Source organism: Nocardioides alkalitolerans, from assembly GCA_038184435.1.
GTDB lineage: Bacteria > Actinomycetota > Actinomycetes > Propionibacteriales > Nocardioidaceae > Nocardioides > Nocardioides alkalitolerans_A.
This window is the reverse complement of sequence record CP116227.1, coordinates 3,742,998-3,763,289: the sequence shown is the minus strand read 5'-3', so window position 1 is coordinate 3,763,289 and position 20,292 is coordinate 3,742,998. Positions and strand designations below refer to the sequence as shown.

At 74.8% G+C, this 20,292-nt stretch carries 19 protein-coding genes; 10 read left to right on the top strand and 9 right to left on the bottom strand.

What is annotated here, in order from left to right:
- Window positions 1-59 precede the first annotated feature (59 nt).
- Together PIR53_17925 and PIR53_17920 are read left to right on the top strand one after the other, a co-directional pair.
- Entirely contained in the window at window positions 60-719 is a 660-nt protein-coding gene (locus PIR53_17925; protein ID WZH51881.1) for a C40 family peptidase, read from the top strand.
- Window positions 720-803: 84 nt separating this feature from the next.
- Window positions 804-1,349, top strand: coding sequence for a thermonuclease family protein (locus PIR53_17920; protein WZH51880.1), 546 nt, complete (start codon window positions 804-806; stop codon window positions 1,347-1,349).
- 16 nt (window positions 1,350-1,365) lie between these two features.
- Here PIR53_17920 and PIR53_17915 read toward each other — a convergent pair whose 3' ends face one another.
- Entirely contained in the window at window positions 1,366-1,977 is a 612-nt protein-coding gene (locus PIR53_17915) for a YitT family protein (protein WZH51879.1), read from the bottom strand.
- Between the two features lie 172 nt (window positions 1,978-2,149).
- On the opposite strand from PIR53_17915, the gene PIR53_17910 reads away from it, so the two are divergent.
- Window positions 2,150-3,985 carry a phosphoenolpyruvate carboxykinase (GTP) gene (locus tag PIR53_17910; GenBank protein WZH51878.1) on the top strand — a complete coding sequence of 612 codons (1,836 nt, stop codon included), beginning with the start codon at window positions 2,150-2,152 and terminating at the stop codon, window positions 3,983-3,985.
- Window positions 3,986-4,022: 37 nt separating this feature from the next.
- On the opposite strand, the gene PIR53_17905 is transcribed toward PIR53_17910, so the two are convergent.
- On the bottom strand, window positions 4,023-5,795 hold the full coding sequence (locus PIR53_17905) for a hypothetical protein (GenBank protein WZH51877.1): 1,773 nt from the start codon (window positions 5,793-5,795) through the stop codon (window positions 4,023-4,025).
- A gap of 164 nt (window positions 5,796-5,959) precedes the next feature.
- On the opposite strand from PIR53_17905, the gene ppc reads away from it, so the two are divergent.
- Window positions 5,960-8,800 carry a phosphoenolpyruvate carboxylase gene (ppc, locus tag PIR53_17900; GenBank protein ID WZH51876.1) on the top strand — a complete coding sequence of 947 codons (2,841 nt, stop codon included), beginning with the start codon at window positions 5,960-5,962 and terminating at the stop codon, window positions 8,798-8,800.
- Window positions 8,801-8,838: 38 nt separating this feature from the next.
- Window positions 8,839-9,552 (top strand): enoyl-CoA hydratase, encoded by a 714-nt coding sequence (locus tag PIR53_17895; GenBank protein WZH51875.1) that lies wholly within the window; start codon window positions 8,839-8,841, stop codon window positions 9,550-9,552.
- A 185-nt stretch (window positions 9,553-9,737) separates the two neighbouring features.
- On the opposite strand, the gene menB is transcribed toward PIR53_17895, so the two are convergent.
- The gene (menB, locus tag PIR53_17890) at window positions 9,738-10,568 is read right to left on the bottom strand and encodes a 1,4-dihydroxy-2-naphthoyl-CoA synthase (protein ID WZH51874.1); all 831 of its coding nucleotides are present in this window, start codon (window positions 10,566-10,568) and stop codon (window positions 9,738-9,740) included.
- Between the two features lie 104 nt (window positions 10,569-10,672).
- Between menB and PIR53_17885 the strand changes: the two genes are divergently transcribed.
- Window positions 10,673-11,065, top strand: coding sequence for a hypothetical protein (locus tag PIR53_17885; protein WZH51873.1), 393 nt, complete (start codon window positions 10,673-10,675; stop codon window positions 11,063-11,065).
- A 4-nt stretch (window positions 11,066-11,069) separates the two neighbouring features.
- Complete coding sequence (locus PIR53_17880) at window positions 11,070-11,279, top strand: helix-turn-helix transcriptional regulator (protein WZH51872.1); 210 nt, start codon at window positions 11,070-11,072, stop codon at window positions 11,277-11,279.
- 145 nt (window positions 11,280-11,424) lie between these two features.
- Here PIR53_17880 and PIR53_17875 read toward each other — a convergent pair whose 3' ends face one another.
- The 6 genes from PIR53_17875 to PIR53_17850 all read right to left on the bottom strand — a co-directional run bounded on the left by PIR53_17875 (window position 11,425) and on the right by PIR53_17850 (window position 17,416).
- The gene (locus PIR53_17875; GenBank protein WZH51871.1) at window positions 11,425-12,750 is read right to left on the bottom strand and encodes an MFS transporter; all 1,326 of its coding nucleotides are present in this window, start codon (window positions 12,748-12,750) and stop codon (window positions 11,425-11,427) included.
- Complete coding sequence (locus PIR53_17870; GenBank protein ID WZH51870.1) at window positions 12,747-14,147, bottom strand: YcaO-like family protein; 1,401 nt, start codon at window positions 14,145-14,147, stop codon at window positions 12,747-12,749. The genes PIR53_17875 and PIR53_17870 overlap by 4 nt, the downstream gene beginning before the upstream one ends.
- Entirely contained in the window at window positions 14,132-15,433 is a 1,302-nt protein-coding gene (locus PIR53_17865; protein ID WZH51869.1) for a CocE/NonD family hydrolase, read from the bottom strand. Before PIR53_17865 ends, PIR53_17870 begins: the two co-directional genes overlap by 16 nt.
- Window positions 15,430-16,134: a hypothetical protein gene (locus tag PIR53_17860; GenBank protein WZH51868.1), complete on the bottom strand. Its 705-nt coding sequence runs from the start codon at window positions 16,132-16,134 to the stop codon at window positions 15,430-15,432. The genes PIR53_17865 and PIR53_17860 overlap by 4 nt, the downstream gene beginning before the upstream one ends.
- Window positions 16,135-16,227: 93 nt before the next feature.
- Complete coding sequence (amiA, locus tag PIR53_17855) at window positions 16,228-16,356, bottom strand: streptamidine family RiPP (protein WZH51867.1); 129 nt, start codon at window positions 16,354-16,356, stop codon at window positions 16,228-16,230.
- A gap of 91 nt (window positions 16,357-16,447) precedes the next feature.
- Complete coding sequence (locus tag PIR53_17850) at window positions 16,448-17,416, bottom strand: ABC transporter substrate-binding protein (GenBank protein ID WZH51866.1); 969 nt, start codon at window positions 17,414-17,416, stop codon at window positions 16,448-16,450.
- A gap of 37 nt (window positions 17,417-17,453) precedes the next feature.
- Between PIR53_17850 and PIR53_17845 the strand changes: the two genes are divergently transcribed.
- From PIR53_17845 to PIR53_17835, 3 genes are read left to right on the top strand one after another with little or no spacing between them, the layout of a single operon-like run.
- On the top strand, window positions 17,454-18,470 hold the full coding sequence (locus PIR53_17845; protein WZH51865.1) for an iron ABC transporter permease: 1,017 nt from the start codon (window positions 17,454-17,456) through the stop codon (window positions 18,468-18,470).
- Window positions 18,467-19,462 carry an iron ABC transporter permease gene (locus PIR53_17840; protein ID WZH51864.1) on the top strand — a complete coding sequence of 332 codons (996 nt, stop codon included), beginning with the start codon at window positions 18,467-18,469 and terminating at the stop codon, window positions 19,460-19,462. Before PIR53_17845 ends, PIR53_17840 begins: the two co-directional genes overlap by 4 nt.
- Window positions 19,459-20,277, top strand: coding sequence for an ABC transporter ATP-binding protein (locus PIR53_17835; GenBank protein WZH51863.1), 819 nt, complete (start codon window positions 19,459-19,461; stop codon window positions 20,275-20,277). The genes PIR53_17840 and PIR53_17835 overlap by 4 nt, the downstream gene beginning before the upstream one ends.
- Window positions 20,278-20,292: the final 15 nt, after the last annotated feature.

Below are 20,292 nucleotides of genomic sequence, written 5' to 3'. Positions count from 1 at the left end.
ACGGCAGCCCGAACCCGACAGGTCATCTTTCGTAGGCGTCGCCGCAAGGAATCCCCTCCATGCATGCTGATGTCAGCGTGCCCGCACGTCCGGGCACCCCCGAGCACGACCTCTCCGGCACCCCCTCCGGAGCCCCCCGCCACCGCGCCCACGGCCGCGCCCGCATGACCGCGCGCGCCACCGGCCCCACGACGGCCCGCACCTCCGGCCGCACCTCCACCCTCCGCCGGGCCGCGACCGCCGGCGGTCTGGCCCTCGCGGCCGTCGCCTCCACCGCGGCGCTCAGCGTGGGCACGGCCCAGCCGGCCGAGGCCTACCCCGCGCACTGGTCCTCGACCCAGCGGGCCGAGTACGAGCGTCAGATCGAGATCCGCAACTACGAGGTGCTCAAGGCGGCCCGCGCCCTCAAGGGCGTCAAGTACCGCTACGGCGGCACCAGCCCCAGCACGGGCTTCGACTGCTCGGGCTACGTGGGCTACGTCTACAAGAAGGTCGGCAAGACCCTCCCCCGCACGTCGCGCCAGATGGCCGAGTCGGTCGGCCGGATCAGCACGAAGTCGGCCCGCGTCGGCGACCTCGTCTTCTTCTACAGCGGCGGCCGCGTCTACCACGTGGCGATCTACGCGGGCGACGGCTACGTCTGGCACGCCCCCGGCACCGGCGAGCGCGTCAAGCTGGAGAAGATCTGGACGACCAGCGTCACCTTCGGTCGCGTCTGAGCGACGCCCGCGGCACCCCGCACCTCCCGAGAACCGTCGGCGGCGATCCCTAGGATCGCCGCCGACGGTCGTGAGAGGGGGTGCGTGGTGCGCACACGCATGGTGGGGGTCCTGCTGACGCTGCTGGTGGTGGCCGCGATCTGGTTCACGGGCAACCGGGCGGAGGACGGTCCCGACGGCGGCTCGGGAGGCAGTCCTGACACCGACCCCGGGAGCGGCACGTCCAGCGCCGCCACCGTGACCGCCGTCGTCGACGGCGACACGATCCGCGTGGTGCCCGACGGCTCCGCGGAGGAGCGACGCGTGCGGCTGCTCGGCCTCGACGCGCCCGAGGTGCGCGACACCCCCGAGTGCGGCGGCCCCGAGGCCACCGACGTCCTCGTCGACCTGCTGCCGGTGGGCACCACGGTGACCCTGGTGGGCGACCCGACCCAGGACGACGTGGACCGCTACGACCGGCTGCTGCGCTACGTCGAGGCCCCCGACGGCACCGACGTCGGGGAGCGGCTCATCGCGTCGGGCTGGGTCGCGACGTACGTGTTCCGCGACGACTTCGAGCGCCTGGGGCGGTACGCCTCGGCGGAGGACCGCGCCGAGGCCGAGGGCCGTGGCGCGTGGGGAGCCTGCTGACCGGCGCGAGGAGCCGTCAGGCGCCGAGGTAGCGCCCCGGCCGGTGGTTGAGCGCGAGCACGAGGTTGAGCAGGGCCGCGCCGAGGGCCGAGATCAGCACGTCGACGGGTTCGACGACGGCCAGCGCGGCGAGCACGACGCAGACGTCGAGCCCCATCTGCACGTAGCCGGCCCGCCACCCGAGCCGCTCCTGCGCGAGGAGGGCGAGCACGTTGAAGCCGCCGAGGCTGGCACCGTGGCGGAAGACGATGAGCAGACCGATGCCGACGAGCAGGTTGCCCGCGACGACGGCGTACACGGCGTCGAGCCCCGCGAGGTCGACCAGGCGGTGGTGGAGCTCGGAGAAGCCGCTGACCAGCACGACGCAGGCGAGGCTGCGGGCGGTGAACGCCACGCCCTTCTTCACGACGGCAAGGGCGAAGAAGGGCAGGTTGACGAGCACGAAGACGACACCGAAGGGCACGCCCGCGGCGTACGTCAGCAGCAGCGCGAGACCGGCGGTGCCGCCGGTGACGGCGCCGCTGGTCGTCAGGAAGAGCAGCCCCAGGGAGACCACGAAGGTGCCGGTGAGCACGCCCAGCACGTTCTCCGCGAACGAGTGGGGCACGGTGTCGGGCGCGGTGCTCACGGCCGCACCCTAGCGACGGCGGGAGACACTCCCGACCGCGTGGGACCCAGTGCGGCACTCAGTACCAAATATGGGGCCGCAGTACCGCTACGCGTGGGGTGTGCGAGCATCGACGCCAGTTGACGCCGTGCGCACCCCCCGGGGTGCCACCGACGAAGGGATCCGGGGAGATATGGGATTCGTGGACACCGCCCTCGACGAGGCCGGCCTGCTGAACCCGCACGTGCGGGAGTACGTCGCGCACTGGGCGGAGGTGACCGGCGCGGCCCGCATCGAGGTGGTGGACGCCGCGGACGACGCCCGTCTCGTCGCGGAGGCGCTGGAGGCCGGCGAGCTGCTGCCCGCCGGCGAGGGCCGGTACTATTCGCGCAGCTACCACAAGGACACCGCCCGCTCCGAGGAGCGGACGATCGTCGCGACCAACGACGAGCGCCACAAGGGCGAGTACAACAACTGGCGTCCCGCCGCCGAGATGCGCGAGCTGCTGACGTCGAAGATGCGCGGCCAGCTCGAGGGCAAGACGATGTACGTCGTCCCCTACCTCATGGCGCCCCAGGGCTCCCCCCTGGAGAAGTACGCCGCGGGCGTCGAGCTCACCGACACCCGCACGGTCGTGCTCCACATGATCCGGATGGCCCGCGTGGGCGTCTCCTACATCAACGACCTCGCCGAGCCCGACAGCTTCGTGCGCGCCGTGCACGTCGCCGGCGACCTGCCCAACCTCGGCCAGGGCACCCCGGACGACCAGCGCTACTTCGTCACGATCGCCGACGAGCGGACGATCCTGCACTACGGCTCGTCCTACGGCGGCAACGCGCTCCTCGGCAAGATCGCGCACGGTCTCCGCCAGGCCGCGTTCGACGGCTTCGCCTCGGGCGAGTTCCTCTCCGAGCAGTTCCTGCTGCTGGGCATCACGGACAAGCAGACCGGCGAGAAGCACCACGTCGTCGGCGGCTTCCCGAGCGCGTCGGGCAAGACCAACCTGGCCATGACGCTGGCCCCCGAGGCGCTGGGCGACCGCTACCACGTCGAGTTCTACGGCGACGACATCGCCTGGATCTGGCCCGGCGAGGACGGCCGTCTCTACGCGTTCAACCCCGAGGGGGGCGTCTTCGGCGTCGCGAAGGACACCAACGAGCTGACCAACCCGACCGCGCTGCACTCGGTCGACGAGGGCTCGGGCGCGATCTTCACCAACGTCGCCTACAACCCGGACACGCAGGAGGTCTGGTGGGAGGGCAAGACGCCCCAGCCGCCGGCCGACGTCACGGGCTGGGAGGACTGGAAGGGCGACAAGATCGCCGACCGCTCGGAGTCCGAGAAGGACGCCCCGTGGGCCCACCCGAACAGCCGCTTCACCACCGCGCTGAGCCAGGTCCCCAACGTGGCGCCGGACTACGACGACCCGGCCGGCGTGCCTGTCGACGCGATCATCTTCGGCGGCCGCACCCGCGACCGCGAGCCGCTCGTGCGCGCCTTCCACGACGTGGCCGAGGGCGTCTACGACGGCCTGACGCTGGGCGCGGAGGCCACCTTCGCCGCCGAGGGCGTCGAGGGGCAGCTGCGCTACGACCCCATGTCGATGCGCCCGTTCATGTCCTACGCCGAGGCCGACTACGCGGCGCACTGGCTGAAGATCGTGGGCGCGGCCTCGAAGCCGCCGATCTTCGCCCACGTCAACTGGTTCCAGCGCGACGCCGAGGACGGCCACTTCCTGTGGCCCGGCTACCGCGAGAACCTGCGGGCGCTCCTGTGGCTGATCCAGCTCCGCAAGGGCGAGGTCGAGGGACGGCCCACGCCGGTCGGCATCCTCCCCACGCGCGAGGAGCTCGACCTGACCGGCCTCGACCTCCCCGAAGCCGACCTCGAGCGGCTCCTCGACATCGACGTGGAGCGTTGGCGCCAGGAGATGGGCTTCCGCCAGGCGCACCTCGAGCTGTTCGAGGGTCTTCCCGAGGAGATCTGGGAGGCGCACCGCCGCGTGGCCGCCGCCCTCGACGAGGCCTGAGCCCCGGCACCCGACCGAGAAGCACCCGGCAGCACCCTCAGCCCTGCAGTCGCGGCGTACCGCACTGCAGGGCGGGGGTGCTGTTGAGCGAGAGGCGCGACCCCGCGATCTCCGCGCCGGCGAGGCCGAGGATCGGCGTGACGATCCCGCTGAGGATGCTCGTGGACCGGGCCGGGTCGAAGTAGGCGCGGGCCGACCCGTCGGCGGCCGACTGGGCGAGGGCGTTCTTCTCGCTGGTCGTGAGCGTGACCCCGCCGACGTTGAGACCCGCGACGTACTTGTGGGCGGTGATCGACGCCGTGCCCACGACGGCGGCGGAGTCGATGGTGACGCCGCCGGAGCCGGTGGGGTACGCCGTGTCGAAGCTCTGCGGCGGCACCTCGACGGTGAAGCCGTTGCGGCTCGACGACCCGATGGTCACCTTGATGTCGACCGTCGCGTTCACCTCGACCCGCGTCTCGGTCAGCGACGGCAGCGCGAGCAGCTTGAGCTGGGTCTGCAGGACGGTGCGGATGTTGGTGCGCAGCGTGACCTTGACGAGCCCGTTCTCCACCGTGAAGGTCGCCTTCTTCGGGCTCCCGCAGCGCAGCTCGGTGAGGGTCGAGACCGTGGGGGCGACGCCCACGTCGAGGCTGACGTAGTTGGGCTGGTTGACCGTCAGCGACGCCGGCGAGGCCAGGATCCCGGGGATGCCCGGCACGACGATCGACGTGACGACCGGGTTGAGCGACGTGTCGACGTGCACCCCGAGCTGCTGGGTGTCGGTCGCGCGAGCCGTGGTCTGGGTCTCGCCCGGTCGCCCGCAGTACTGCCGCGCGCCCTGGATCAGCCGGATCGCCAGGCCGGTGTTGGTGACGCCGGTGGCCAGGCTCCCGATGTAGACGTTCATGAGGTTCTCGCCGTTGACGAGGTACATGGACCCCGCGACCAGGTCGAGCAGGTCGTACGACGCGCCCACGACCGCGCCGGAACCCGACGACACCCCGATGATCCGCCCGAGCTGCAGGTCGGCGTTCTGGGCGAGCGTCCACGACCGCAGCTGGTTGAGGATCGTGACCTGGGTGCCGCTCGCGCCCGCCGGCAGCGCGTTGACGACGGCCAGGTAGTAGTCGCGGGCCTTCACGGTCGCCGTCGCGAGCTCGTTGACCGAGCCGAGGCCGAGGTTGGCGGCGAGCTTGTCGAGGGACACGGCGACGCCGGCGAGCCCCGTGTAGTCGGCGGCCGACAGCGTGGCGTTGCTCTGCCCGATCCGGCGCAGCACGGGGTTGAGCAGCAACGAGTTCCCCGACCGCACCATCGCCGCGTAGGAGCCCACCCGGTAGCAGGCCGACGACGTCGCACCCGCGACCGCCGACCGGGTCGCGGGGCCGTCGCCCCCGGTGATCGGGTACCGCACCTGCGACCGGGCGGTCGCCCGCACGGCGGTCGGGCTCTTCCCGGCGTCCGCGGCGGTGAACGCCCGGAACTGCCCCTGGAGCGTCACCTCGCCCACCTCCCACGTCACGCGGGTCCCGTCGCCGACGGCGTCGTCGTTGCGGGCCACGGACTGGTCCCGGGCGGTGTCCAGGACGGCGCCGAGCTGGGAGGCCGGGCGACCGTCGAGGTTGCGGGCGAGGTCGAGCGCGACCACGTCGGCGACGGCCTGCAGGTCGGAGCGCAGCACGCGCTGCAGCCCGAGGTCGGTGACGAAGGCCGCCGCGGCGACGACGACCGCGATCATGACGGCGACGAAGACCGCGACGCTGCCGCGCTGGTCGCGGCGGCTGTTCCGGCGGCTGTTCCGGCGGCACTGCCGGGGGTGGTGGTGCATCCGAGGGTCCCTTCCACGACCCGTGGTCGGCGACGGGGGAACCGCCGAGCCGGGTCGCGACGAGGACCCATCGGCGAAGCGCGCCCTCGGTTGAGCAGAACCGGCGTCGTCCGCTCCGCGAGCCCGGCACGGGCCCGTAACAACCACCCGACAGACTGGGGCGCATGACGACCGACAAGACGCCGGCCTCCGTCGACGACCTCCTCGAGGCCGACCGCCGCGAGCCCGACGCCGCCCTCTTCGCCGGCGGCGTCGGCTCCGAGCCGCAGCACGCGGCGCTGCGCGCCTCGGTGCGCCAGCTGACGACGTTGCTGGGCGAGTCGCTGACCCGCCACGAGGGCCCCGACCTGCTCGCGCTCGTCGAGAAGGTACGGCGCCTGGCCCGGCAGCCGTCCGACGCCGAGCTCCACGCGCTGCTCGCCGACGTCGACCCGGCGACGGCGGTCGTGCTCGCGCGCGCGTTCACGGCGTACTTCCAGCTCGTCAACACGACCGAGCAGCTGCACCGCCTGCGCGAGCTCGACGCGGGCGAGGAGGGTCCGTTCACGGCGACGCTGGGCCGGGTGGGCGAGGCGCTGGCGGACGGCAGCCTCACGCGGGACGAGCTGGTGGACCTGCTGGGCCGGGTCGAGTACCGCCCCGTCTTCACGGCCCACCCGACGGAGGCCTCCCGCCGCACCGTCCTGCGCCTGCTCCGCAAGGTCGCCGAGGTCGTGACGACGGCGGAGCAGCCGGGTCGTCCTGCGGCGCGTCGGGCCGCCGACGAGCGCCGGCTCGCGGAGCTGGTGGACCTGCTGTGGCAGACCGACGAGCTGCGGGTGGTGCGTCCCGAGCCCGGCGACGAGGCGCGCACGGCGGTCTACTACCTGCGCTCCATCGCCGCCGAGGTCGTGCCCGAGCTGCTGGGCGAGCTCGACCGCGCCCTGGCGGCGCTCGACGTGGCGCTGCCGGCGACGGCGCGGCCGCTGCGGTTCGGCACGTGGGCGGGCGGCGACCGCGACGGCAACCCCAACGTGACGCCGGCGGTGACCCTCGAGATCCTGGCCCTGCAGCACGCGGCGGGGCTCGCGGAGCTCGTCGAGGCCGTTGACGAGGTGCTCACCGAGATGACCGCCTCGACGCGGGTGGTGACCCCGTCCGCGGCCCTCGCCGAGAGCCTCGAGCGCGACGCGGCCGCGCTGCCGGTCACGTGGAGCACGGTGCGGCGGCTCAACGCGGAGGAGCCCTACCGCGTGAAGCTGACCTTCGTGAAGGTGCGCCTGCAGCGCACCCGCGACCGGCTGCGCGCCGGCACGCCGCACGAGCCGGGCCGCGACTACCTGTCGGTGGACGAGCTCGTCGCCGACCTGTGCCTCGTGCGCGACTCGATGCTCGCCGCCGGCGACACCCTCACCGGCGACGGCGCGATCCTGCGGCTCATCCGCACCGCCGTCACCTTCGGCGCCGGGCTGGCCACGATGGACGTGCGGGAGCACTCGGCCAAGGCGCACGCCGCCCTGGCCGAGCTCTACGCCCGCACGGGCGAGCTCACGACGCCGTACGACGAGCTGGAGCGCCCCGAGCGCATCGCTCTGCTCGCCCGGGAGCTCGCCTCGTCGCGGCCGTTGACGGGCGCCGGGGCGAGCGACCTGGGCGAGGCGGCGACGGCCTCCCTCGACCTGGTGCGCACGATCCGCACGGCGCTCGACACCTACGGCGACGGGGTCGTCGAGACCTACATCGTGTCGATGACCCACGACGTGGACGACCTGTGGGCCGTGGTCGTGCTCGCGCGCGAGGTCGGTCTCGTCGACCTGGGCTCCGCCGACCGTCCCGCCCGCGCCCGGATCGGCTTCGCGCCCCTCTTCGAGACGGTCGCCGAGCTCGAGAACGCGGGACCGCTGCTGGAGGCGCTGCTGGAGGAGCCGTCGTACCGGCGTCTCGTCGCCGCCCGCGGCGACGTGCAAGAGATCATGCTGGGCTACTCGGACTCGTCGAAGGACGCGGGCATCGCGGCGTCGCAGTGGCAGATCCACCGGGCGCAGCGGGCGCTGCGCGACGTGGCGGCGCGGCACGGGGTGACCCTGCGGCTGTTCCACGGCCGCGGCGGCTCGGTGGGCCGCGGCGGCGGGCCGACGGCCGAGGCGATCATGAGCCAGCCCTACGGGTCGCTCACCGGGGCGATCAAGGTGACGGAGCAGGGGGAGGTCATCTCGGACAAGTACGCCCTCCCGGGCCTCGGCCGCCGCAACCTCGAGGGAGCGCTGGCCGCCGTCGTCGAGGCCACCCTGCTGCACCGGCACTCGCAGCTCCCCGCCGACCTGCTGGCGTCGTGGAACGACACGATGGACGTCGTCGCCGCGGGCGGGCAGACGACCTACCGCGGCCTCGTGCGCGACCCGGGCCTCGTGCCCTTCTTCGTCGCCGCGACCCCCGTCGACGAGCTGGGCCGCATGAACATCGGCTCGCGCCCGGCCAAGCGCCCCGGCGGCGCGGGCGGGCTCGACGACCTGCGCGCGATCCCGTGGGTGTTCGGCTGGACGCAGACACGGATGATCCTGCCGGGCTGGTTCGGCGTCGGGTCGGGCCTGCAGGCGGCGCTCGACGCCGGTCGCCGGGACACGCTGCGGGAGATGTACGGCTCGTGGGCCTTCTTCCGCACCTTCCTCTCCAACGTGCAGATGACCCTGGCGAAGACAGACCTCGACATCGCGGCGGAGTACGTCGCGGCGCTCGTGCCCGCCGAGCACCACGGGCTGTTCGAGCAGGTGCGGGAGGAGCACGCGCGCACGGTCGCGAACGTGCTCGAGGTGACCGGGCAGTCGGCGCTGCTGGAGCACTCGCCGGTGCTGCGGCGCACGCTGGCGCTGCGCGACTCCTACCTGACGCCGCTCCACGCGCTGCAGGTCGCCCTGCTGCGCCGGGTGCGGGAGACGCCGGAGGGCGCGGAGCCCGACCCGCAGGTGCAGCGCGCCCTGCTGCTCACCATCAACGGCATCGCGGCGGGGCTGCGGAACACGGGGTGAGCGCCATGGGGCGTCGGGGTGGGTCCTAGGGTGCGGCCATGCTCGCCACGACCCGCGACGGTGCCGTCTCGCTGCTCACCCTCCAGCGCCCGGAGCGGCGCAACGCGTTGAACCTGGAGCTCTGCCGCGCCATCGACGCGGCCGCCCACGCCGAGGTGGAGGCCGGCGCCCGCGTCCTGGTGCTGACCGGGGAGGGCACGTCGTTCTGCTCGGGCGCGGACCTCGGGGGCGTGTACGGCGCGGAGTTCCTCGACGCGCTGTACGGCATGCTCCACGGGCTGACGCGCCTGCCCGTCCCGGTCGTCGCGGCCGTCAACGGTCCGGCCATCGGCGCCGGGACGCAGCTCGCGCTCGCCTCCGACCTGCGGGTCGCGGACACGACCGCGAAGTTCGGTGTGCCGACCGCGCGGAACGGCATGGCGGTCGACGCCTGGACGATGCGCACCCTGCAGACGGTCGCCGGCGGCGGGACGGCCCGGCGGCTGATGCTGGCCGCCGAGACCGTCGACCGCGACGAGGCCCTGGGCTGCGGCCTCGCCGACCGTGCCGGGACCCTCGACGACGCCCTCGCGTGGGCCGCGGAGATCGCGACGCTGGCGCCGCTGACGCTCGCCCACAACAAGCTCGTGCTCAACGGCGGCAGCGACGCCGAGATCGACCGCACCTTCGCCGCGTGCTGGGCCAGCGAGGACGTGCGGGAGGCGGCCGCGGCGCGCGTGGAGAAGCGGACGCCGGCGTTCCGGGGGCTCTGAGCTCTCTGCTCCTGTCCCGCGTCGCAGCCGGCCCTCCGAAATGGGACGTTGGCGCGGCGCCGGTCGCTTCCGGCCCGCCCCGGCTGCACATTTTTGGGGCGGAGGCGGGGGCGCCTCAGGGGCCCACCCGGTCGTGGTGCGAGACCTGCGGAAATCCGCGGCCTCACACCACAACCAGAGTCGGCTCAGGCCCGACGCGGGAACTGCGTGAAGTCGGGCTTCCGCTTCGCCTTGAACGCCTCGCGGCCCTCCTGCGCCTCGGCCTGGCCGTAGAAGAGCAGGTTGGCGTCGTGGGCGAGCTGCTGGATGCCGGCGTAGCCGTCCTCGTGGGCGTTGAACGACAGCTTCGACAGGCGCAGCGCCCAGGGCGAGAGCTCGAGCATCTCGCGGCACCACGTGAGGGTCTCGGCCTCGAGGTCCTCGAGGGGTACGACGGTGTTGACCAGGCCCATCTCGAGGGCGGTGGCCGCGTCGTACTGGCGGCAGAGGAACCAGATCTCCTTCGCCTTCTTCGGGCCGACGAGGTCGGCGAGGATGCTGGCGCCGTAGCCGCCGTCGAACGAGCCGACCTTCGGGCCGACCTGGCCGAAGCGGGCGTTGTCGGCGGCGATCGTGAGGTCGGCGACGAGGTGGAGCACGTGGCCGCCGCCGATCGCCCACCCGGCGACCGAGGCCACGATCGGCTTGGGGCAGCGGCGCATCTGCACGTGCAGGTCGGTGACGTGGAAGCGGCCGGTGGCGCTCTCGTGGGTCTTGTAGCCCGAGTCGCCGCGCACCCGCTGGTCGCCGCCGGAGCAGAACGCCTTGCCGCCCTCGCCGGTGAGGATGATGACGCCGATGCGCTCGTCCTCGCGCGCGATGTCGAGCGCGTGCGAGATGTCGATGAGCGTCTGCGGGCGGAACGCGTTGTGCACCTCGGGCCGGTTGATCGAGATCTTGGCGATCCCGTCGTCGGTCGTGGAGAAGATGATGTCCTCGTAGTCGCCCGCGGTGGTCCAGGTCGTCTCGTCGCTCATGGCGTTCATTGTGACCGGGCGTTCCATGTCAAGAGAACTTGACTCTGGTCGGGGCGGGGTCCTAGCGTTCGATGTCAAGGATGTTTGACATTGAAGGGGGACGCATGAGGGGCATGACGCTGGAGACGAAGGTGCGGTCGGCGCTGACCATCGTGGTGCTGGCGGCGATCGGAGCCGTGTTCGCCTGGAAGTGGCAGACGAACGCGCCCCTCTTCGTCACCGCCTGTTCCGTGGCGGGCTTCATCGGCGGCATCTACCGCCGCCGGGACCGGCCCCAGCCCGCCCCGAGCGACATCGAGGCCGAATGGACGCGGCGCGCCCAGTCCGGGGCGTTCCTCGACACGATGCAGTTCTTCGTGCCGACCGTCCTCCTGGTGTCCGTGGTCGTCGCCTGGGCCCACGAGATGGCACCGTTCGTCTTCCTGACGGGTCTCACCGTGCTGGCCGGCATCGACTACGGCGTGCGCTACTGGCTCATCCGCCTGAAGGAGCAGTGACCCGATGCGCAACCACATCGCCGAGCACCGCACGTGGCGCGGCTGGACGCAGCAGGACCTGGCGCAGCAGCTGGGTGTCTCGCGCCAGACGATCATCTCCATCGAACGCGGGCGCCACGACCCCGCACTGGCGCTGGCGTTCCGCCTCGCGGCACTGTTCGAGACGTCGGTCGACGCGCTGTTCGAACCGGGGGCGAGCGACTCCGAGAAGTGAGGGGCAGAGGACCGAGGGGCTGAGCCGCACCGGGTTCAGGACTGTGCAGCTGGGGCGGTCCTGACGCGGGCGGACCGTCACCAGGCGCACATTTCTGAGCCCGGCCCGGCCCGCCGCCCCCAGCCCGAGGTCCAGAACTGTGCGGCTAGGACGGCGCCCGCTCGGTCCGAGCGGCACCAGGCGCACATTTCTGCGCCCGGCCCGGCTCGGCCCGCTCCACCTCCAGCACAGCGAGCCGCGGGTAGCGCACCACCCCCCACACCAGCGCGCCCACCAGGCTGACGAGCAGCGCGACCGCGGCGAGCCGTAGGGCCCACTCGACCCCCGCCGTACCCGCCACGCCCCCCGCCGCGGCCGCCCCCAACGGGCTGCCGCCCCAGGCGATCATGCGCGCGGTGGTGTTGACGCGGCCCTGGAGCGCGTCGGGGGTGACGACCTGGCGCACGACGATCCCGTTGACGATGAGCGTCGTCGACGCGAGGTGGAAGCAGGCGAGGAGCACGAGGGCGAGCGCGAGCGACGTCGCCGCCGACAACGCCCCCACCGCGACGGCGGCGACCGCGAACCCGCAGGTCGTGATGAGCCCGACCCCGACCCGCCGCTGCAGCCGCGGCAGCGCCAGGCTGGCGACGAACGTGCCGAGCGCCCCCGCCGCGAACAGCCATCCGATGGCCGCGTCCTCCGCGCCGAGCCCGAGCCGCTCGACCCCGATGACGACGACGAGGCCCGCCACCGCGCCGCCGGCGAGGCTGCAGCCGATCCCGAGCAGCGTCAGCGCGCGCACGACGGGCTGTCCGAGCACGAACCGGAGGCCCTCGAGGATGTCGGCGCCGAGGCGCGTACGGCGCGGCCCGCCCCCCGCTGCCGCCGCCGGTCGCGTCTCGCTCCCCTCCCAGCGGAGCCGCGCGAGCACGAGCGCGGCGACGAGGTGGGCCAGCGCGTCGAGGCCGATGACGAGCGCCGCGGGCAGCGTGGCGACGAGGACGCCGGCCACGACGGGGCCGGCGACGCTGATGGCGGTGCCGACGGTGACGAGCAGCGACGTGGCCGATGCGACCCGGTCCCGCCCGACCATCTGCGGCACGACCCCGAAGGACGCGGCGTCCGCGAACACGAACAGCGCTCCCACGAGCAGCCCGGTCGCGAGCAGCTGGGGGTAGGTCAGCACGCCCGCGGCGTCCGCCAGCGGGATGGCGGCGAGGAGGAGGGCGACGCCCAGCGACGTACCCACGAGCACCCGCCGCCGGTGCCACCGGTCGACGAGCGCGCCGGCCGGCAGGCCGAGCAGGAGGTAGGGCAGCGTCTCCGCGGCCGCCATCAACGCGGTCAGGGTGGCGCTGCCGGTGAGCCGGTAGACGAGCACCGGGAGCGCGACGAGCGTCAGCGCGCCGCCCGCCATGGCGAGGGCACGGACGGCGAGGTAGGTCCGGTACGCCGGGACGTCCCAGGCGCTGACGGACGGGGCGCTCACAGGCTGGGCGGGGGCAGCAGGAGCAGCTGGGCCGGGTCGGTGACGTCGACCCGGCGCCCGTGCCGGTTCGGCGTCGTCGCGGCCACCTCGGCCCAGCGCGGGAGGCCGAGGTAGGTGAACGCCGCGGGCGCGTTCGGCACCAGTCCCCGGGCACAGACGCGCGCGACCCGCAGCGGGGTGAGCGCGACGTCGGGCGTGGTGAGGTCGCAGACGATCACCTCGTGCCCCGCCGCGGCGAGGGCGGCCCGCATCCCCTCCTCGGTGCCGACGGGCAGCGCGTCGATGCCGACCACCTCGCCGGGATCGGTGAACCGGGGAGCGAGCGCCGCCTGCACCCGCGGGTCGAGCCACACCTGCGCCTGGGCGCCGAGGTCGCGCACGTGCTCCTGCAGCGCGCCGGCTGCGTCGAGGTAGGACCGGTCCGCCCGGTGCTCGAGGTAGAGCCCCCGCGAGAGCACCCCGGCGTCCATCGACCCGAAGACCCAGCCGTCGGCGTCGAGCAGGCCGCGGGTGAAGACCCAGCTGTGCACCGCCTCGAGCACCGCCTTCGTGGCCGTCTCCGCCGGGTCGAGCTTGGCCGAGAACCCACCGGCGGCGATGCCCGTGACGGGGTCGCGCACGAGGGCCGCGACGACCGGCACCCCGAACCACGACGGCAGCTCGAGCAGGTGGACCTCCAGCCGCGAGCCCGCGAGGTGGTCCGCCAGGCCCGGCACGCTGGCGACGTCGATCCCGCGCGCCGGCAGGTCGAGGTGCCACCACAGCGACAGCGAGTCGCGCTCGACGAGCTCCAGCAACCCGCGCCGGGCGGCGTCGGCGAGCCCCTGCCCGGTGGCGATGCCCGCGTAGTTGAGGTGGTGCAGGAACGGATCGCCCCGTCGCTCGCCGGTGCGCCAGTTGAGGTGCACCCACGACGCGGGGACGAGCACCTCTCCCCCACCGCTGGCACCGCCGCCGTCGCCCGCGCCGACCACCCACGCGATCTCGACGTCGTCGGTGAACCGGGCGTAGGGGAAGCCCGCCCGCGCGTGCTGCCAGTCGGCGAACCAGCGCAGGTCGTCGGGGCCGAGCAGGCGCCGCCCCTCGGCGCGCAGCTCCGCGGCACTCGCTCGCCGGAGCCCGGCGGGCACGTAGTTGCCGCAGTAGCGCTCGACCGCCTCCCCGATCGCCGCCACCCGGGCGCCCGCGAGGTCGCCGAAGGTCGTGCCGAGCGAGACGAGGTCGCTCGGCCAGGCGCCGTGGGTCCGGGAGTCGGCGACGGCGGCGGTCAGGCCGACGTACGCCGCGGGCATCCCGTCCAGCCGGTCCACCGGGTGCAGCTCGCGGACGAGCCCCACCAGCGGGTCGACGAGGTCGTCGAGGGCGAGCGGAGCGGGCGCGGTCAGCGGAGCGGCCATGGGGCGACCTCCAGGTCGACGTGGCGGACGGTACGGACGTGCGCGGAGCCCGAGCGGGCGGGCGCGGTGCGGGGGAAGGCGTCGGCGGCGACGACGAGCACGTGGTCGTCCGCGGGGTCGAGGACCACCGGACCGAGGGTCACCCGCGGGCCGACGGCGGCGCCGTGGGCGAGCTCCTCGAGCACGGGCCCCCCGGGGCCGGGCACACGGCGGGCGAGCGCCACGCACCAGACGGCATCCGGCGGCGTGCCGGGCGGCGCGTCACCGGCGACGTACGCCGCGACGTCGGCCACCAGCGCCCGCCCGGCTCCCGGGCACGGGAGGTCGACGGGGAGGAGCAGCCGGTCGGGGCGGACGCGCGGGTCGAGCTCCCGGGTGCCGAACGGCGGCGACGGCACGGGGTGCGCCGGGTCGACGCGGAGGATGCCGCCGCCGAGAGCCACGGCGAGCCGCCGGCGCAACGGGGTGCCGGGGCGGAGCGAGCGCGTCCCGTCCCCGACCACCGCTCCGGTCGGCGGCGCGCCGTCGGCCAGCCGGTCCAGCCACGCCAGGACGCGCTCCGCGCGCCGCGCGCCGCGCAGGTCGTGGCCCCACGGCCCGAGGACGAGCCAGGCGGGTCCGCCCCAAGCGCGGGCGAGGTCGACGGTGTCGTGCGCGAAGTGGTCGTGGAGGCCGCCGATCGCCAGCAGCGGCACGCGCTGCCGGGCGGCCAGTGCCGCGCGGTCGGCGTCGTCGCGGGTCGCGTCCACGACGCGCTCCCAGTCGGCGAGGTCGGCGTGCTCGCCCCACCAGCCGAGGCGGGAGGCGAGCTGGAACGCTCCCCCGCGGGTCCACGCGGTCTCGCCGAGCCCGAGCGCGGGCACCGCGAGCGAGACGGCGTCGGGACCGTCGGCGGGTGCGGCCCCGTGCTCCTCGAGCGCGGCGAGGGCGGCGAGGGCGCAGTGCGCGCCGTACGACGTGCCGTGCAGCACGACCGGCCCCCGCACCCACGGTCGGCGACGGGTCCAGGCGAGCAGGTCGGCGCCGTCCGGCCCCTCGCCCGCGTAGGGCGTGAACCGGCCCGGCGAGCCGTGACGCCCGCGCACGTCCTGGAGCACGAGCGCGACCCCGTGGCGCGCCCAGCCCACGCCCTCGGGCGCGTGGCCGGCCGCGTCGTACGGCGTGCGGGCGACGAGCACGGCGCGGGGTGGGCCGTCGGGGCGCCAGACGTACGTCGCGAGTCCGCCCACCGTGTGCCGCTCGGCGTGCACGGTGGCGGCCGTGGTCGGCTCGGCCTGCAGCGTCATCGGGGCGCGGGCGGGACGGGGAGGACGGGGCGGCGCACGACCGCGAGGGTGCGGAGGTCGACCGTGGTGGCGAGGTAGGCGTCGCGGGTGGCTCGGTCCACCGGCCCGTCCGCGCGGGCGAGCGCCTCGCTCGCGAGGGTGTGGGCGACCAGCTCGACGGCGCGGGGCGAGGGTGCCGCGGAGGCGGCGACGACCCTGGGCGCGAGCTCGTCGACGGGGTCGATCTCGTCGAGGCGGCGGTGGTGGCCGGCGGCGCGCCAGCGGGCGGCCACGTCGGCGAGGGGCACGGCGACGGGTGCGACGACGAGGTGCCCGTCCGCGCACCACGCCTCGACGCACGCGGCCCGCGGGGCCGTGACCTCGACGCGGAGCGCGCTCCCCGCGTCCTGCGTGACCTCCGCACCCATCCGGCGCAGGGCGGCGGCGGTGGCGTCGGCCAGGACCCCGGCGCCCTGCACCCGCGCGGCGGGGACGGTCGCGGGCCGCAGGTGCCCGGCGGAGCCGAGGGCGTCGTACGCCGCGGCGGCCGTCGACGTGCGCGGCCGACGGTCGGCGACGAGCGCGCTCCGCAGCTCGTCCGCCTCGGCGGGCGGGAGGTGAACCGCGTGGAGGGTGCCGTCCGCGGTGCGCAGCAGGTCACCGGCGGCGGTGCGGTGGAGCCGGACGCCGGGGGCGAGTCGCGGCGCGGTGAGGACGGTCATGGGTGCTCCCGAGGGGTGGCTCGATCGGACGAAGCGCTGCCCGCGCGCCCCAGGAGAGGTGGGGCGCACGGGCAGCGGGTCAGGCGACGGTGGTCAGCGGTCGCCCTCGGCCTCGACGGCCTCGACCTCGTCGAACGGGTTCTCGACGAGCGCGTTGCTGTGACCGGCGGAGTGCGTCGCCAGGGCGGCGCGGGCGGGGACGGGGCTGAAGAACTCGTTCATCTGCTGCTCCTTCGCATCGGTGGGCGCGAGCCCCGGGTGGGGCCGCGGGAGGATCAGACCATTTCTGAGAACGATTCTCAAGAACAAGTTTTCAGTGCTCGATGCCGAGCTCCGCCTCGACCTGGTCGAGCACGATGCCGAGCGAGATCGTGCCGCGGCCGGTCGCCCACACGGGCGCCTCGACCTCGACGACGCGGTCGTTGCGGGCGGCGGCGAGCTGCGCCCACTGCGGGTCGCTCGCGAGGCGCTCCGACAGCGGCTCGGTGTCGCTCGAGGCCGAGAACGCCTGCGCGAAGACGACGTCGGGATCGACGGCGGCGACCTGCTCCACGGCGACGGTCGCGAACGGGTCGGCCCCCGCCTCCCACGGGTAGTCGCTCACCTCCGCCAGCAGCGAGCCCACCGGGGTCGCGACCGAGTCGACGCCGAGCGAACCGGGCTCACCGAACATCGAGAGCGTCGTGAGGTCGGAGCGGTGCTCGGCGGCGTGCTCGACCCGCTCCGTGAACGCGTCGGCGGCCGCGTCGGCGGCCTCCTGCGTGCCGGTCAGCTCGCCGACGGTGCGCAGGACCTCGACCGACTCCTCCCAGGAGCCCGGGTCGACCAGGTAGAGCGGCGCGATCTCCTCGACCGCGTCCCGCAGGCCGTCCTGGGCGCCGGCGAGACCGATGACCAGGTCGGGGGCGGCGAGGGCGATGTCCTCGACGTTCTCCTCGCCGAACCCGCCGGTGATCTCGCGCATGTCGGCGTCGGGCCCGGCGTACCGCTCGTCGAGCGCCAGCTGGTCCCGGTAGGCGACCGGGGTGATGCCGACCTCGGTGAGGGCGTCGACGCAGATCATGGTGAGGCAGGCGATGCGCTCGGCGGGGGCGTCGAGGGCGACCTCGACCCCGGTGGCGTCGGTGGCGCGGACCGCGCCGCCGGCACCGCCCCCGGAGGTCGCCTCGGAGGAGTCGCTCGCACACCCCGCGAGCACCCCGGCTCCGAGGGCGAGGACGCCGACGACGGCGAGGGCGGGACGGACGCGGCGGACGCCGCGGGACGGGCTCGGGTTGCGCATGGGATCTCCTGTACGTGACGATGGCGCCGAAATGATAATGGTTCTCACTCGCGGCGCAACCGGGCGCACCACCGCCCCCGTCGCCGTCCACCTGCTCGCGACCGCGGTGCTCGTCGCACTCGTGGTCGCCGCGCTGTGCCTGGGCGAGCCGCGGCTGAGCCCGGCCGCCGTGGTCGACGCGCTGCGCGACCCCGCCCACCCGCAGCACGTGGCGGTCACGGAGGCGCGGTTGCCGCGGGCCGTGCTCGGGGCGCTCGCGGGCCTCGGGCTGGCGGTCGCCGGTTTGCTGATGCAGGACGCGCTCCACAACCAGGTCGCCGGTCCCGAGCTGCTCGGGGTCTCCTCCGGGGCCGCTGTGGTCACCGCCGCCGTCGTCGTCCTCGCGCTGCCCGTGCCCCTGGCGGCCCTCCCCTACCTCGCTCTCGTCGGCGCACTCGTCGCCGGCGTGCTCGTGCTGCTCGCGATCGGGGGCAGCACCCGCGACCCCGACCAGGTCGTGCTCGTCGGCGCCGCCGTCTCCGCAGCGTGTGCGGGCCTCGTCGTCGCGATCGTCGGTCTCGGCACCGAGGGCAACGTGGTGGTGCTGTTCCGCTACCTCCTCGGCAGCCTCGCGGCCCGCGGCTGGGACCACGTCGCGGTGGTGCTGCCGTGGGTCGCCGTCGGCGTCGCGGTCGCCGTCCTGCTGCGCCGCCGCGTCGCCGCGCTGGCGCTCGGGGACGTCGCGGCGACGGGCCTCGGCGTACCCGTGGTCCGCACCCGCCTCACCGCCCTCGCCGCGGCGGCCGCGCTCGCCGCCGCGGTGGCGAGCGTCTGCGGACCGGTGGCGTACGTCGCGCTCCTGGCCCCGCACGTCGTCCGGCGCCTGCTGGGCAGCACGAGCACGGCGCGGGTCCTCGCGCTGAGCGGCGTCGTCGGGGCGGTGCTCCTCGTCGCGGCCGACCTCGTCTCGCGCCTCGCGCTCTACCCCGTCGAGGTCCCGGTGGGCGTCGCCACGACGCTCGTCGGCGTACCCGCCCTCGTCTGGACCCTGGCCCGCTCCCGGGACGCCCGGTGAGGTCGCTCCTGCTCGCCGTCGGCGCGGCCCTGGCCGTGGCGGCGCTCGTTGCGGCGCACCTGTTCGTCGGACGCTCCGCGCTGGCGCCCGGCGACGTCGCCGCGGCCCTGCTCGGGCACGCCCGGGAGCCGGCGCACGAGATCATCGTGCTGCGCTTCCGGCTCCCCCGCGTGCTCGTGGGGCTCGCGGCGGGAGCGCTGCTGGCGACCTCGGGCGTGCTCGTGCAGGCCGTCGTGCGCAACCCGCTCGCCGAGCCCGCCACGACGGGGGTCGGCTCGGGTGCCGCGCTCGCCGTCGTGGTGAGCCTGCTGGTGGCGCCGGGGCACCCGTACGTCGCGCTCGCGGCCCTCCTCGGCGCCCTGGCCGCCGGCGGGCTGCTGTTCCTGCTCGGGCGCCGCTCGCTCGCGCTCACCGGGATCCTGCTCGGCGCCGTGCTCGGGGCGCTCACCTCGTTCGCGCTCGTGCTCGACTCCGCGCCGATGGGCACCGTGCTCCGCTGGCTCGTCGGGTCGCTCAACGCGCGCACGACCGGGGACTGGGACGCCGTCGCCCCGTGGCTCGTGACGGTGCCGCTGGCGTGGCTGCTGGCCTCCCGCATGAACGCGTGGGCGCTCGGGGAGACGACGGCGGTGGGCCTCGGCGTACGGCGCCTGCTCACTCCCGCCGCGATCCTCGGCGTCGCGGTGCTCGCGGCCGCGGCCGCCGTCACCGCCGCGGGCGCCGTGGCGTTCGTCGGCCTCGTGGCGCCGCACGTGGCGCGGATGCTCGTCGGAGCCGACCACCGGCGGCTCGTGCCCGCGGCCGCCGTGCTGGGGGCGCTGCTGCTGTCGGCGGCGGACCTCGTCGCCTTCGCCGTGTCCCTCGAGCTGCCCGGCGCCCGGCCCGACGTCGCGGGCGTGCCCGTCGGTGCGGTGACGGCGCTCATCGGCGCGCCGCTCCTCGTCCACCTGGTGCGCCGCAGCGCACGCCCGACCCTCCAGGAGCGCGGATGACCACGTCCCTCCCCCCACCTCTCCCACCGCCCTCCACGCCGGAGACGCCGGTGCTGGCCGCCGACCGCATCACGGTGGGATACCGCCGGGCCGCCGTGATCGACGCCCTCTCCCTCGGGATCGAGCCCGGGACCGCCACGGCCCTCGTGGGCCCCAACGGGTCCGGGAAGTCCACCCTGCTCGCCGCCCTCGCGCGGGTGCTGGCACCGCGGTCGGGGGCGGTGCGGCTCGACGGCACGCCCCTGCGCGACCTCCCCACCCGGGCCGTCGCGCGCCGGATAGCGCTGCTGCCGCAGACGTCGACGGCTCCGCCGGGGGCGACGGTGCGGGAGCTCGTCGAGCAGGGGCGCTACCCGCAGCGGGGCGCCTGGGCGATGCTGCGGCGCACCGACGACGCCGCCATGGAGCGCGCCCTCGAGCGCACCGGTGTCAGCCACCTCGCCGATCGGCGGCTCGCGACGCTGTCGGGCGGCGAGCGACAGCGCGCCTGGATCGCGATGGCGCTCGCGCAGGAGACCGACGTGCTGCTGCTGGACGAGCCGACGACGTACCTCGACGTCCGCCACCAGCTCGACCTCCTCCGGCTCGTCGGTCGGCTCCGCGACGAGGGCATGACGATCGTGATGGTGCTGCACGACCTCAACCAGGCGGCGCGCTACGCCGAGCGGATCGTGGCGCTGCGCGGCGGGGAGATCGTCGCCGACGGCGACCCCGCGGCGGTCGTGACCCCGGCGCTCCTCCGGGACGTGTTCGAGATCGACGCCGTCGTCGTCCCCGACCCCGTCAGCGGCCGCCCGCACTTCGTGGAGCGGTGAGGTGCCGGAGGCGGC

Excerpts from the sequence above, each read along its gene's own strand:
- PIR53_17835 (WZH51863.1), top strand. The coding sequence starts at position 19,459 with ATGACCACGTCCCTCCCCCCACCTCTCCCACCGCCCTCCACGCCGGAG.
- PIR53_17845 (WZH51865.1), top strand. The coding sequence starts at position 17,454 with ATGGTTCTCACTCGCGGCGCAACCGGGCGCACCACCGCCCCCGTCGCC.
- PIR53_17850 (WZH51866.1), bottom strand. The coding sequence starts at position 17,416 with ATGCGCAACCCGAGCCCGTCCCGCGGCGTCCGCCGCGTCCGTCCCGCC.
- PIR53_17865 (WZH51869.1), bottom strand. The coding sequence starts at position 15,433 with ATGACGCTGCAGGCCGAGCCGACCACGGCCGCCACCGTGCACGCCGAG.
- PIR53_17880 (WZH51872.1), top strand. The coding sequence starts at position 11,070 with ATGCGCAACCACATCGCCGAGCACCGCACGTGGCGCGGCTGGACGCAG.
- PIR53_17925 (WZH51881.1), top strand. The coding sequence starts at position 60 with ATGCATGCTGATGTCAGCGTGCCCGCACGTCCGGGCACCCCCGAGCAC.
- PIR53_17860 (WZH51868.1), bottom strand. The coding sequence starts at position 16,134 with ATGACCGTCCTCACCGCGCCGCGACTCGCCCCCGGCGTCCGGCTCCAC.
- PIR53_17885 (WZH51873.1), top strand. The coding sequence starts at position 10,673 with ATGAGGGGCATGACGCTGGAGACGAAGGTGCGGTCGGCGCTGACCATC.
- ppc (WZH51876.1), top strand. The coding sequence starts at position 5,960 with ATGACGACCGACAAGACGCCGGCCTCCGTCGACGACCTCCTCGAGGCC.
- PIR53_17910 (WZH51878.1), top strand. The coding sequence starts at position 2,150 with ATGGGATTCGTGGACACCGCCCTCGACGAGGCCGGCCTGCTGAACCCG.
- PIR53_17905 (WZH51877.1), bottom strand. The coding sequence starts at position 5,795 with ATGCACCACCACCCCCGGCAGTGCCGCCGGAACAGCCGCCGGAACAGC.
- PIR53_17870 (WZH51870.1), bottom strand. The coding sequence starts at position 14,147 with ATGGCCGCTCCGCTGACCGCGCCCGCTCCGCTCGCCCTCGACGACCTC.
- PIR53_17895 (WZH51875.1), top strand. The coding sequence starts at position 8,839 with ATGCTCGCCACGACCCGCGACGGTGCCGTCTCGCTGCTCACCCTCCAG.
- amiA (WZH51867.1), bottom strand. The coding sequence starts at position 16,356 with ATGAACGAGTTCTTCAGCCCCGTCCCCGCCCGCGCCGCCCTGGCGACG.
- menB (WZH51874.1), bottom strand. The coding sequence starts at position 10,568 with ATGAGCGACGAGACGACCTGGACCACCGCGGGCGACTACGAGGACATC.